Raw genomic sequence first — 12,758 nt, 5'->3', positions numbered from 1 at the left:
CTACGGAGTGATCGCGGTGCGGTGACGCATTTGAGTCAGTGGCGGGGCCGGGGCGCGGCGGCGGGCGGGATCAGGTCGTGTACTCGGAGTTCAGCCGGACATAACCTTCCGTCAGGTCGCATCCGTAGACGGTGAACTGTCCGTCGCCGATGCCCAGACCGATACCGATCACGACCTCCTGGCCGCGCATGTGCTCGGCGACCGAGGCACGCAGCTCGGCGTCCCCGGGGCCTCCGGCGCGCTGCGGATAGACCTCGGTCGCGCCGAAGCGGACGGTGACGTTCTCCTGGAGGATATCGGTGTCGTCGGTGCACTTCCCGATCGCCATCGTCACCCGTCCCCAGTTGGGGTCGCTGCCGTGCACGGCCGTCTTGACCAGCGGGGAGTTGACCACGGTCTTGCCGACGCGCTTGGCCTGCGCGGTGTCACGCGCCCCGCTGACCTGCACCTCGATGAGCTTGCTGGCTCCCTCACCGTCACTGGCGATGTTCTTCACCAGGGCGAGCGCCACCTCGTACAGCGCCTCCTCGAACTCCGCCGGATCGACCGCGCCGGCCAGCCCGTTGGCGAAGAGCACCGCGGTGTCGCTGGTGGACGTGTCCGTGTCGATGGACACCGCGTTGAACGTGCGGTCCATGACGCTGCGGAAGATCCGGTCCTGTTCCGCCCGCTCCAGGCCGGCGTCCGTGGCGAAGAATGTCAGCAGGGTGGCCATGTCGGGCTCCAGCATCCCCACGCCCTTGGCGATGCCCACCAGGGTCGCCGCGCCGCACCGCACCCGGACCTCCTTGGGCCGGGTGTCCGTGGTCATGATCGCCCGGGCCGCACGGTCGAACCCCCCGTCGGGGAAGGGCCAGGAAAGCGTCTTGATGTGATCGCGGATCTGCTCCATCGGGTACTGCAGACCGATCACCCCGGTGGAGGCGATCAGCAGCTCCTCCTCGGCGAGCCCCGACGCCGCGGCCACCGAGTCCCGCACCTCGCGTGCGTTGCGGTCGCCCTCGGGGCCGGTGGCCACGTTCGCGTTGCGCGCCAGGACGACGACACCGCGCGCCCGGCCGTCGGCGGCGGCCGCCCGGCTGAGCACCACGCTGGGCCCGGAGAACCGGGACTTGGTGAACACCGCACTGACCTGCGCGGGAACGGTCGAGGCCAGCACGGTGAAGTCGTCGCGCCCGTCGTCGGACAGCCCGACCGGTGCGGTGTGCACGACGAAGCCCTCGGGGTCCCGGGTGGTCGGTTCAGTCATGATCGCCTTCTTTCATATGCGTTCCTTCGTATGCCTATTCAGGCACCACACAGGGGCGGTCCGCAAGCGCCGAACGGGCCTCGGCGCGGCCTTCAGCCCCTGTACAGCGCGGTCGGATAGGCGGTGGAGAGGCAGTGGAGAGAACGCACCGGCACGGTGACGGCAATCCGCTTCCCGTCGACATCCTGGAGACGACGCCGCATGTCCCGCGTATCGACCAAGCCCAGCAACAACCCGACGGCCGCGCACGCACTGCTCAAGCGCCTCCACGAGCACGGTGTGGAGACGGTGTTCGGTGTCGTCGGCCGCGAAGCCGCCTCCATCCTCTTCGACGAGGCTCCGGGAATCGACTTCGTCCTCACCCGGCACGAGTTCACCGCCGGTGTGGCCGCCGACGTCCTGGCCCGCATCACCGGCAGGCCGCAGGCCTGCTGGGCCACGCTCGGCCCCGGCATGACCAACCTGGCCACGGGAGTGGCGACGTCGATCCTGGACCGCTCGCCGGTCATCGCCCTCGCCGCCCAGTCCGAGTCGCACGACATCTTCCCGAACGACACGCACCAGTGCCTCGACTCCGTCGCGGTCATGCGCCCCATGACCAAGTACGCGGTCGAGCTCCAGCGCCCCGACGAGATCACCGACCTGGTGGACTCCGCGGTCGCGGCGGCGATGACCGAGCCGGTCGGCCCGAGCTTCATCTCCATCCCCGTCGACCTGCTGGGCACCGACATCGACTCGACGGTGACCCACCCGGCGGCACGGACCCCGTCCAAGCCGGTCGGCGCCGTCCAGGACGGCTGGGAGAAGACGGCCGACGAGGCCGCGGCCCTGGTCGCGGGCGCCGAGCACCCGGTGTTCGTCGTCGGCGCCGCCGCCATCCGCTCCGGAGCGGTCCCGGCGATCCGCGCCCTGGCCGAGCGCCTGGACATCCCCGTCATCACCACGTACATCGCCAAGGGCGTCCTGCCGCACGGCCACCCGCTCAACTACGGCGCGGTGACCGGGTACATGGACGGCATCCTGTCCTTCCCGGCGCTCGAGACCCTGTTCGGCCCGGCCGACGTCATCGTCACCCTCGGCTACGACTACGCCGAGGACCTGCGGCCCTCGATGTGGAGCCGCGGCGACGAGAAGAAGACCGTCCGGGTCTCCCCGACGGTGAACCCCATTCCCCGGGTCTACCGCCCCGACCTCGACGTGGTCACCGACGTGCTCGCCTTCGTCGAGCACCTCGACAAGGGGACCGCCGGCACCCCGAAGAAGACCCCGCACGACATCACCCCGCTCCGCGAGCGCATCACCGAGTTCCTCGCCGACCCCGAGGAGTACGAGGACGGCATGCGGGTCCACCAGGTCATGGACTCCATGAACACGGTGATGGAGGAGACCGCGGCGGCCGGTGAGGGCACCATCGTCTCCGACATCGGTTTCTTCCGGCACTACGGGGTGCTCTTCGCCCGGGCCGACCAGCCCTTCGGCTTCCTCACCTCGGCCGGCTGCTCCAGCTTCGGCTACGGCATCCCCGCCGCGATCGGCGCCCAGATGGCCCGCCCCGGCCAGCCCACCTTCCTCATCGCGGGCGACGGCGGATTCCACTCCAACAGCGCCGACCTGGAGACCATCGCCCGGCTGAACCTGCCGATCGTCACCGTGGTCGTCAACAACGACACCAACGGTCTGATCGAGCTCTACCAGAACCTCGGCCACCAGCGTTCGCACGACCCGGCCGTGAAGTTCACCGGGGTCGACTTCACCGAGCTCGCCCGCGCCAACGGCGTCGAGGCGGTCAAGGCGGCCACCCGCGAGGACCTTCTCGCGGCGCTGCGCAAGGGTGCGGGCCTCGGCCGTCCGTTCCTGATCGAGGTGCCGGTGAACTACGACTTCACGTCCGGCGGCTTCGGGGCCCTGAGCATCTGATCATGGATCAGACATTCCCCGCGGCGACGGGGTTCCTGGTCTCCGCCCATCCGGGCGGAGGGCAGGCCCTCGCGCCCGTCTTCGCGACCCAAGGGTCCCACGCCCCCGTGGCGGAGGCCCTCCGCTCCCAGACCCTCGACGCCGTACTCGTGCACTCCGGTGCGCCCGAGCGGGCCGTGGCCCGCTCCGGGGACATGGTGCTCGTCCTGGCCGGCGAGCTCTACAACAGGGAGGAGCTCGCCTCCCTCCTCCCGCCCGGTGCCGGCGACGGCGGCGACGCGCAGCTGCTGCTCGCGCTCCTGAAGGTCTACGACCTGCATGCCTTCCGGCTGCTCAACGGCCGCTTCGCGGCGGCCGTGGCCACCGGTGACCGGGTCCTCCTGGCCACCGACCACGCCGGTTCCGTACCGCTGTACACCCTGCCGGCGCCCGGCCGGGTCCTCGCCGCCACGGAGATCAAGTCGCTCGTGGCGGAGGCGGCCCGGACCCCTCCGTCGGGCCGGCCCGTCCCCGAGGCGCGCCGGGTCCGGCGGGTGCCCGGGGTCCATCAGGTGCCCGCCGGGGCGGTGCTGGACTTCGACGTCCGTACCGGCACGGCCGTGTGCACCCGCACCTGGACACCGCCGGTCTCCCGGCGCGTCCTGGCCGAGTCCGACGCGACCACCGCCGTACGGGAGACGCTGGAGCGGGCCGTCCGGGCCCGTACCGCCGGCACGACCCCTCTGGTGGTGCTCTCCGGAGGAATCGATTCCTCGGGGGTCGCCGCACTGGCGGCGGCACACACCGAGGGTCCGCTGGACACCCTGTCCATGGGCACCGACACCTCGGACGAGTTCGCCGAAGCGGGCGTGGTGGCCACCCATCTGGCCTCCCGCCACCGGGAGATCACCATTCCCACGGCGGACCTGCTCGGCCAGCTCCCGCACGCCGTGTGGGCGTCGGAGTCCGTCGACCCGGACATCATCGAGTACCTGCTGCCGCTGACCGCCCTGTACCGGGCGCTCGACGGCCCGGCCCGGCGCATCCTCACCGGGTACGGGGCGGACATCCCGCTGGCGGGCATGCACCGGGAGGACCGGCTGCCCCAGCTGGACACGGCGGTCGCACTCGACATGGCCACCTTCGACGGGCTCAACGAGATGACCCCGGTGCTCTCCGGAATCCGGGGCCACTGGTCGACCCACCCCTACTGGGACCGGGACGTGCTCGACCTGCTCGTCGGGCTGGAGGCCGGACTCAAGCGGCGATACGGCCGCGACAAATGGGTCCTTCGCGAGGCCATGACCGGACTCCTCCCCGAGGAGACGCTCACCCGGCCCAAGCTCGGCGTGCACGAGGGCTCGGGGACCACGTCGTCCTTCAGTCTCCTGCTGATGGACGCGGGCGTTCCCGACGACGACATCCACCGGGCCAAGCGGCTGGTCGTCCAGGAGATCTTCGACCGGGTGGTCGTCGACGGACTGCCGCCCGCCGAGGTGGCCACCGCCGACGCGGTACGGCAGGTTGCCGACCGGCTGAAGGAGTCCGAGTGACGCAGACCGTCCCCCGCACCCGTACCGGCCGAGAGGAGGGATAGCGCCGTGGAACAACGCGTCGACACCACGGTCTCGCCCCGCTACGCGCAGATCCCCACCTTCATGCGTCTGCCCCACGATCCGCACCCCCGCGGACGGGACGTCGTCGTCATCGGCGCCCCCTACGACGGGGGAACCAGCTACCGGCCGGGTGCCCGCTTCGGCCCGCGGGCGATCCGCAGCGAGTCCGGACTGATCCACGGGGTGGGCATCGACCGGGGTCCCGGCACCTTCGACCTCATCGACTGCGTGGACGGCGGGGACATCGACCTCACCCCGTTCAACATGCACATCGCGATGGAGACCGCCCACCGGCACCTGCGCGAACTCCTGAAGGACAACGCCGCGTTCCTGATGCTCGGCGGCGACCACTCGCTCACCCTGGCCGCCCTGCGGTCCGTGGCCGAGCAGCACGGCCCCGTCGCCGTGGTCCACCTGGACGCGCACTCCGACACCAACCCCGCCTTCTACGGCGGGGAGTTCCACCACGGGACGCCCTTCCGGCACGCCATCGACGAAGGGCTCATCGACCCGCAGCGCACCGTGCAGATCGGCATCCGGGGCCACAACCCCCAGCCCGACTCGCTGGACTTCGCCCGCGGAAAGGGCGTACGCATCGTCACCACCGACGAGTTCGTGGAGACCGGAGTCCCCGGTATGCACGCCCTCGTCAAGGAGCTCATCGGTGACCGCCCCGTCTACGTCTCGGTCGACATCGACGTCGCCGACCCCGCTTTCGCCCCGGGTACGGGAACCCCCGCGCCCGGCGGGCTCTCCTCCCGCGAAGTCCTGGCCCTGCTGCGCTGTGTCGGCGAGCTGCGGCCGGTCGCCTTCGACGTCATGGAGGTCTCGCCCCCGTACGACCACGCCGGGATCACCTCCGTCCTGGCGACCGAGATCGGCGCGGAGCTGCTGTTCCAGTACGCCCGCGCTCACATCAAAGGAAGGAACCTCGCGTGACCGTCATCGACTGCACTGCACTCCGCGACGAACTTCTGGACCTCGTCACCCGGCTGCCCACGATTCCCCGTCAGGACCTGCGTGGCTTCCTGGACGCCGCCCTGGACGCCGCCGGCGACCTGCCGCCGTCCGTGGCCGAGGCCCTGGACTCCTTCAACGAACGGGGTAACGAGGACGGCTACCTGCTGCTGCGCGGACTGCCCGTGGAAGCGGCCGACCAGCTGCCGCGAACCCCGGAGTCCACTCCGGCGCCGGTGGACCGCCCGCTGCTCACCATGGAGGCGATGCTCGGCATCGTCGGCCGCAGACTCGGTCTGCACACGGGCTACGCGGAACTGCGCAGCGGCACCGTCTACCACGACGTGTACCCGTCGCCCGGTGCTCACCACCTCTCCTCGGAGACCTCCGAGACCCTGCTGGAGTTCCACACGGAGATGGCGTACCACAGCCTCCAGCCCAACTACGTCATGCTCGCCTGTTCCCGCGCCGACCACGAGCGCCGGGCCGCCACCCTCGTCGGGTCGGTGCGGAAGGCGCTGCCGTTGGTGCCCGACGCGTTCCGCGAGCACCTGTTCGAGCGCAAGATGCCCTGCTGCGTCGATGTCGCCTTCCGCGGCGGCGTCGAGGATCCGGGAGCGATAGCCCAGGTCAAGCCGCTGTACGGCAGTCCCGATGACCCGCTCCTCGGATACGACCGCGAGCTCCTCGCCCCCGAGGACCCCCGGGACGTGGAGGCCGTGGCAGCGCTCTCCAAGGCGCTGGACGAGTGCACCGAGGCGGTGCACCTGGTCCCGGGAGACGTCCTGATCATCGACAACTTCCGCACCACACACGCCCGTACGCCGTTCACCCCGCGCTGGGACGGGGAGGACCGGTGGCTGCACCGCGTCTACATCCGCACCGACCGCTACGGGCAGCTGTCCGGCGGGGAGCGTGCGGGTGACGTGATCTCCTTCACGCCGCGCGTCTGACCGGCGCGGCCCGCCCCGCGCGGGCCGCACCAGGCCGGCCCCTGGCGCGCCGCTCCGGCGGCGCGCCACGGGCCGTCTCGCCATGTCCGTCCGCTCTCGACTCGCTCTCCGCACACTCTCCGGGGTGGCCCGGCCCCGGCGAGCAGCGGTTAGCGTGTCGGAAGGTGACCGGAGACGGTCCGGTCGCGGGAGAAGAGACGTCTGCGCCAGACGAGGAGACAACCCAGAGTGTCCGACCCCACGCTGCAACGCATGGCACGTCATGACCACCGCAACTCCCGCCGTCGGGGCAAGGGGCCCGTGCTGGGCGTGGCCGCGGCCGTCGTCCTGGCCGGCGGAGCCGGCTGGTGGGGCTACCAGGCGTGGTCCGGTGGCGGTCCGGACGAGGATCCGGAGATCGTGGCCGCCACCGCTCAGCTGCAGAAGTTCCTCGACGCCTGGGCCGCCGGCAAGCCGGCGGACGCCGGTGCGCTGTCCGACTCGCCGGAGAACGCGGAATCCCTTCTCACCTCGGTGATGACCAACCTCAAGCCGACGAGGACGGAGCTGGCGGCGGGGGACGGCAAGAAGGACGACAAGGGCGACGTCACCGTCCCCTACACCGCGAAGCTCAGCATTCCGGCGGTCGGCCTCTACCGCTACGAGTCCGAGGCCACGGTGGTCCGCAAGGCGGACGCGTGGACCGTCGTGTTCGACTCGCCCACGATCCACCCCCGGCTGAAGCCCGGTCAGACGCTCGCGCTGAAGGCGGTGGCCGAGCGGGCCGCCGTACTGGACACCAACGGCGACGACCTGCAGGCCGCCTCGCTGCGCGGTTCCGTCGACGAGCAGGGCAAGGGAGCCTTCGGCCTGGAGGCACGCTACGACAAGCAGCTTCGCGGCGGTTCGGGGGCCACCAGCGAGATCGTGGTCGCCGACCGGCAGTCGGGCCAGGCGACGGCTTCCCTCACCAGGAGCACGGCGAAGCCGGGCAAGCCCGTGAAGACCACCATCGACCCCGAGGTGCAGACCGCGGCCGCCGAGGCCTTGGACGGTCTGGAGGTGAACGCGGCGCTCGTCGCCGTCGCACCCTCCACCGGCAGCATCCTGGCCGTGTCCAACCGCCCCGCGGGCGGCCTGAACCGTGCCCTGGCCGGGAAGTACCCGCCGGGCTCGACGTTCAAGGTGGTCACGGCGGCCGCCATGCTGAAGGCGGGCATGAAGCCCACCGACGTGGTGGAGTGTCCCAAGTTCGCCCACGTCGACGGACAGCGGTTCGAGAACCAGAAGCAGTTCACCCTGCCGGCCGGCTCGACCTTCAGGGACTCCTTCGCCAAGTCCTGCAACACCATGTTCGTGGAGAACCGGGCCAAGGTCGGCGGGTCCGCCCTGCACGACGCGGCGGAGGCGTTCGGTATCGGCGGTGTCTGGGACGTCGGCTACACGACGTACGACGGCTCGGTCCCGGTGAGCACCTCGGACAACGACCTCGCGGCGTCCACGATCGGCCAGGCCCGGGTGCAGGCCTCCCCGCTGGTGATGGCCTCGATCGCGGCGACCGTGAAGGAGGGGACCTTCAAGCAGCCGGTACTGGTCCCCGAGTCGGTCAAGAAGAAGCACGAGGCGACGGCGCGGCTGGACCCCGCGGTCGTCGGCTCGCTGCGCGAGATGATGCGGGCGACGGTGACGTACGGGGCAGGCCATGCCCTGACGGCGCTGCCCGGAGAGCCGCACGCCAAGACGGGCACGGCCGAATTCGGCGAGGAGAAGCCGCCGCGCACCCACGCCTGGATGATCGGCTACCAGGGCGACAGCGACCTCGCGTGGTGCGTGATGCTGGAGGACGGCGGTTCGGGCGGCGCCGATGCGGGTCCTGTCGCCGCGAAGTTCCTGAAGAGCCTCGGAGGCGCGGACACGAACTGACCGGCCGCACGGGCCCGTTCCCCCGAGTGGGGGACGGGTCCGTTCTTGTGTGCGAGCTGGTGAGGTACTGTCCGACCCGCCCCGTATATCCGTATGCTCCTGACTGGCCTGTACGCCCGTATCAGGAGGTTTCATGCCATCTCGCGCGATGTACTGCTACACCTGCGGCTCCGACGAGGAGCACCGCCCCCTCACCGTCACCGAGAAGGACTGGCTCAGGAACCGCACGGGCCGCAAGGCCGTCGAGGAGTTCTTCATGTGCAAGGCGCCGGAGTGCCGCAACCTGCGCACCGGCTTCAACAAGCACCCCTTCGACCCCGTCATCCGCGTCCCGCTGCCGGACTGAACCGGCCGGCTGTGCCCCGGGCCCCCGCCGTCCGCGGATCAGGGGGTCGGGCCCCCGGCCGGCAGATAGCCCTGCTGCACCGCGTGGACACCCGCCTGGAAGCGGCTGCGGGCGTCGAGATGGCCCATGAGGCCGGTGGCGATCCGGCGGGCGGTGCGTGGGGAGACGCCGAGACGTTTGGCTATGGCCTCGTCCGTGTATCCCCGCGCCAGCAGTCGCAGGGCCTCGTCCTGCTGACGTGTCAGCGTTGGCGCCTCGTGCTTCTCGGCCGGGCCGAGCGGCTGGGCATGTCCCCACACGCTTTCGAACAGGGCTTCCAGGGCGGCGATGAGCCCTCGCCCCGAGACGACGAGTGCCCCGAGGGAGGAGTCCTGGTCGTCCAGGGCCACCAGGGCGAGCCGGTGATCGGTGATGATCATGCGCGTGCTGAGGGAGGGCGCCGTGCGTATCTCGCCTCCGATCGACGTCAGCCACTTGACGTGCGTCACCGTGGGGGCGTGGTTGCGGATGCTGTCGAGGTAGACCGTGCGCATCCGGACGCCACGGGCCAGCAGCCGTTGGTTGAGAGGCCGGGAGGCGCGCATGTTCTCCTCGGTCTGCGCGCCGCCCGTGGCGAAGGTGAGGATCTCGTCCTCCACCTCGTCGTGCAGCCGGGTCAGATAGTCCCGGACGTGGTCCACGCCGTCCAGATGGACCACCGGTGACTCGCCGGGCGCGGGGTGGGCAGGGGTGAACTCGCTGAGCAGCTCGGCCACCGCCGCCTCACCCTCCTCCACCCGCTGCTTCCGGGCGGCGAGTTCGGCCCGCTGGCGGGCCAGCAGCAACTCCAGGCCCAGACGGGGATTGACCACGTGCATCCGCTGCGGGTCCCCGCCTGCCGCCGGGCGGACCAGTGAGAGTCTGCGCAGCAGGCCGAGGGCCCCGTCGAGCTGATCCGTGGTCAGGCCCAGCCGTGCGCGGTGCTCCTCCGGATTCGCCCGGGGGCGACCGAGCATCGCCCGGTACACCCTCTCCGTCACCGGGTCCAGACCCAACCGGTCGAGCATCGTCCCCCCTGGGGCCTCTCGTGTGGATCATGCCGGGCTCGCGGCCCGGCACGCACCTCTGCCGCGTCGTGTCAATCACCAGCATCCCCGAGCTCCCGGCTTCGAGCACGGGGGCCCTCTGAGCTGGGGGACCCCCTTGCGCTGCCTTGGTCCTCCGCCTTCGGCTGCACGCACCAGGTTCCCGGATCCGGTCTGATCCGTACGAGAGACCCGGTCAGGACGGAGGTGCCTGTCCCGGCCCCCTCACTGCCGCGGGCAACGACCGTCGCCCCCCGGTGACGCGTCGTGAAGATCATGGCACGGGCGGGCCGCTTCGGGCATGGGACCGCAGAGGCCCGGAACCGGGGCGCGGCGGGGATTTCCGTACGGCGGGCGTACGCGAGCTGTATGTGCGGCGGAGCGGATCCGGGCGGGATTCCGACAGCTTTCTGGACGGAAAGGGCCATGGCCTCATCGGTCCACCGGTCTGACCTTCACCGTGTCGTCACTTCCGTACAAAACTCGCCATGCTGTCCACCGATCCCCACAGATGGTTGGAAGGGCTCCTCACATGCTCCGTGCTCACCGCGCCTCCTGTCTGGCCCTCGGGGCCTTGATGCTGACCGGCTCCGCCTTCGTCGCCCTCGTCGTCGTGCCCGCTCCGGCCGCGGACGTGCGCGTCTCGGCCTCGCGCACCGTCCCCGGCCCGCCCCAGACGCCGGCCCGCCCCGACGTGCCCCGGCCCGGCCACGGTCCCCACGACTTCGGCTGGCAGTAGGCGTGCACCCGTGCGAGTCGACCGGGCCGTGAAGGACCACAGGGAGGAAGGGCGGACGACGGTGCGATTCCAACTGCTCGGGCCCCTGAGCATCACCGACGGGCGGGACGTGGTCGTGCTCCCGCCCTCCAAGCCGACCGCCCTGCTCGCCGCGCTGCTCATCCGTCCCGGCTCGGTGGTCTCCACCGACCACCTGCGTGGCGTGGTGTGGGGTGAGGAGCAGCCCGCCACGGCGAAGGCGGCACTCCAGAGCTGCGTCCTGCGGCTGCGCCGGATCTTCGCCAAGTACGGCATCGAGGACCAGGCCGTCACGGCGGTCGCCGGCGGCTACCGCGTCCAGGCGGACGCCGAGACGCTCGACCTGCTGCACTTCCGTCAGCTCGTCGACCGTGCGGCCGCGTCGGGGGAGGAGTCCGAGCTGTACACGCTGCGGGCCGCCCTCGCGCTGTGGCAGGGTCCGCTGCTCGCCAACGTCCCGTCCGACCTCCTGCACCGCGACGAGGTGCCGCGGCTGGCGGAGGAGCGGCTGCGGGTGCTGGAGAGGGTCTGCGACATCGAGCTGGAGCACGGGCGCTGCCGCGAGACGCTGGTCGATCTTTGGGAGGTTACGCGCGTATACCCCGCCCACGAGCGGTTTGCCGAGCAGCTGATGCTGGCCCTGTACCGGACGGGCCGGCAGACCGAGGCCCTGGCGGAGTACCGCAGGATCAAAGGGCACCTCCGGGAGGAGCTGGGCGTCGACCCCCGGGCGGATCTGCAGCGGCTGGAACGGTCGATCCTGCGCGGTGAGGACCTGGGTGCCCTCGACGAGGGACGCGCCCCCGTGTCCCTCGCGCCGCCCGCTCTCCCGGCCCTCAGGGACTCCTCCCCGGAGGACCCGGCCGGGGGCGCGGCGCGGGAGCCGGCTGCCGCGCCGCCCGCCGCCGCCCCGCTGCCGGTGGTGCCCTGCTTCACCGGGCGCGACAGCGAAGTCGGCGCGCTGGTGAGCCTGTTGACGGGAGCGCGGACCTCCGGCCCGTCGATCGTGGTGCTCTCCGGGGCACCCGGCATCGGCAAGACGGCCCTGGCCCTGCACGCGGCGCACCTGGTGGGCGACCACTATCCCGAGGGCTGCCTGCTGCTGTCACTGACCCGCCCGGACGGCACCGCGCTCCCGGCACGGGAGGCCGCCGCGGAACTGCGCCGTGCCCTGCCCGCCCGGCCCGGCGAGGGGCGCGGCCGCCTCCTCGTCCTCGACGACGTCGTCCACCCCGACCAGGTACGCCCGCTGCTGACCGCCAACGCGGGCGGCGCCGCGATCGTGACCAGCAGGATGGGGCTGGCCGCGCTCGTCGCCACCCACGGCGGCGCCGTGTTCCGGCTCGGAGCCCTCGACCCTGAGGAGTCGCACGCGCTGCTGACCGCCGTGCTGGGCGGCGAGCGCATCGGTGCCGAGCCGTCGGCGGCACGGCGACTCGCCACCCTGTGCGGGCACTTCCCGCTCGCCCTGCGGATCGCCGCCGCCCGTCTGCTCACCAGGCCCCGGCTGCGGATCGCCGACTGCGTGGACTGGCTGCGGCACGATCTGCCGGCCCGGCTGACGCTGGCCGACGACCCCCGCATGTCCGTGCCGCTCATTCTGGACGAGGCGCTGAACCGGCTGTCCTCCTCGCTGGCCGACGCCCACCTGCGGCTGGGGGCGACGGTCCATGACCCCCTGACCCCCAGGCGGGCCGCCGATGTCCTCGGCCTGCCCGAGGAGACGGCGGAGGCGGTGATGGAGCGGCTCCTCGACGCGGGCATGCTCGAGGAGGGCCTGCCCGGGGCCTTCCGGATGCACGAACTCGTGCGGGCGCACGCCCGCGGTGCCGTGCCGCGGTCCGCGCACCAGCCCACCGTGTTCCGCCCGCCCCGCCGCGAGGAGAGCCGGCCGGCGGGCGACAGGCCCCCGGCCGCCCTGCGCTGACCGGCCGCCGGCTCCCGCACTGCCCGCACCGCCCCGTGTACAGGCCCGGACCCCGGGCCGCCCGTCCGACCACAGACCAAGAGGTGTGACG

General features: G+C 71.7%; 10 protein-coding genes. 8 read left to right on the top strand and 2 right to left on the bottom strand.

Features of this window, described 5'->3' with window-relative positions; translation table 11 throughout:
- Positions 1-70: 70 nt before the first annotated feature.
- Positions 71-1,249: a bifunctional glutamate N-acetyltransferase/amino-acid acetyltransferase ArgJ gene (argJ, locus tag AB0F38_RS14280; protein ID WP_361891719.1), complete on the bottom strand. Its 1,179-nt coding sequence runs from the start codon at positions 1,247-1,249 to the stop codon at positions 71-73.
- A gap of 201 nt (positions 1,250-1,450) precedes the next feature.
- Here argJ and AB0F38_RS14275 point away from each other — a divergent pair, with 201 nt between their 5' ends.
- From AB0F38_RS14275 to AB0F38_RS14250, 6 genes are all read left to right on the top strand, one after another.
- The gene (locus tag AB0F38_RS14275) at positions 1,451-3,166 is read left to right on the top strand and encodes a thiamine pyrophosphate-binding protein (RefSeq protein ID WP_361891716.1); all 1,716 of its coding nucleotides are present in this window, start codon (positions 1,451-1,453) and stop codon (positions 3,164-3,166) included.
- Between the two features lie 2 nt (positions 3,167-3,168).
- A complete protein-coding gene (locus AB0F38_RS14270; RefSeq protein ID WP_361891713.1) occupies positions 3,169-4,698 on the top strand; it encodes an asparagine synthase-related protein in 1,530 nt (509 codons plus the stop codon).
- A gap of 105 nt (positions 4,699-4,803) precedes the next feature.
- The gene (gene speB / locus AB0F38_RS14265; RefSeq protein ID WP_361892177.1) at positions 4,804-5,700 is read left to right on the top strand and encodes an agmatinase; all 897 of its coding nucleotides are present in this window, start codon (positions 4,804-4,806) and stop codon (positions 5,698-5,700) included.
- Positions 5,697-6,671: a clavaminate synthase Cs1 gene (cs1, locus tag AB0F38_RS14260; protein ID WP_361891710.1), complete on the top strand. Its 975-nt coding sequence runs from the start codon at positions 5,697-5,699 to the stop codon at positions 6,669-6,671. Before speB ends, cs1 begins: the two co-directional genes overlap by 4 nt.
- 252 nt (positions 6,672-6,923) lie before the next feature.
- Positions 6,924-8,573 (top strand): penicillin-binding transpeptidase domain-containing protein, encoded by a 1,650-nt coding sequence (locus AB0F38_RS14255; RefSeq protein WP_361891708.1) that lies wholly within the window; start codon positions 6,924-6,926, stop codon positions 8,571-8,573.
- 133 nt (positions 8,574-8,706) lie between these two features.
- A complete protein-coding gene (locus tag AB0F38_RS14250; RefSeq protein WP_361891707.1) occupies positions 8,707-8,919 on the top strand; it encodes a hypothetical protein in 213 nt (70 codons plus the stop codon).
- A 38-nt stretch (positions 8,920-8,957) separates the two neighbouring features.
- On the opposite strand, the gene AB0F38_RS14245 is transcribed toward AB0F38_RS14250, so the two are convergent.
- A complete protein-coding gene (locus AB0F38_RS14245) occupies positions 8,958-9,965 on the bottom strand; it encodes a helix-turn-helix transcriptional regulator (protein ID WP_361891704.1) in 1,008 nt (335 codons plus the stop codon).
- Between the two features lie 550 nt (positions 9,966-10,515).
- Here AB0F38_RS14245 and AB0F38_RS14240 point away from each other — a divergent pair.
- Together AB0F38_RS14240 and AB0F38_RS14235 are read left to right on the top strand one after the other, a co-directional pair.
- A complete protein-coding gene (locus AB0F38_RS14240) occupies positions 10,516-10,722 on the top strand; it encodes a hypothetical protein (RefSeq protein ID WP_361891701.1) in 207 nt (68 codons plus the stop codon).
- Positions 10,723-10,783: 61 nt separating this feature from the next.
- Positions 10,784-12,667 carry a BTAD domain-containing putative transcriptional regulator gene (locus AB0F38_RS14235; protein ID WP_361891698.1) on the top strand — a complete coding sequence of 628 codons (1,884 nt, stop codon included), beginning with the start codon at positions 10,784-10,786 and terminating at the stop codon, positions 12,665-12,667.
- Positions 12,668-12,758 lie beyond the last annotated feature (91 nt).

This window comes from Streptomyces sp. NPDC025273, assembly GCF_040638585.1.
Taxonomy (GTDB): Bacteria; Actinomycetota; Actinomycetes; order Streptomycetales; family Streptomycetaceae; genus Streptomyces; species Streptomyces cinereorectus.
This window is presented reverse-complemented; position numbering and strand designations above follow the sequence as displayed.

Bases quoted from the DNA above. Each gene is read 5' to 3' on its own strand.
- argJ (WP_361891719.1), bottom strand. From the start codon at position 1,249: ATGACTGAACCGACCACCCGGGACCCCGAGGGCTTCGTCGTGCACACC.
- AB0F38_RS14275 (WP_361891716.1), top strand. From the start codon at position 1,451: ATGTCCCGCGTATCGACCAAGCCCAGCAACAACCCGACGGCCGCGCAC.
- AB0F38_RS14270 (WP_361891713.1), top strand. From the start codon at position 3,169: ATGGATCAGACATTCCCCGCGGCGACGGGGTTCCTGGTCTCCGCCCAT.
- speB (WP_361892177.1), top strand. From the start codon at position 4,804: ATGCGTCTGCCCCACGATCCGCACCCCCGCGGACGGGACGTCGTCGTC.
- AB0F38_RS14255 (WP_361891708.1), top strand. From the start codon at position 6,924: ATGGCACGTCATGACCACCGCAACTCCCGCCGTCGGGGCAAGGGGCCC.
- AB0F38_RS14250 (WP_361891707.1), top strand. From the start codon at position 8,707: ATGCCATCTCGCGCGATGTACTGCTACACCTGCGGCTCCGACGAGGAG.
- AB0F38_RS14245 (WP_361891704.1), bottom strand. From the start codon at position 9,965: ATGCTCGACCGGTTGGGTCTGGACCCGGTGACGGAGAGGGTGTACCGG.
- AB0F38_RS14240 (WP_361891701.1), top strand. From the start codon at position 10,516: ATGCTCCGTGCTCACCGCGCCTCCTGTCTGGCCCTCGGGGCCTTGATG.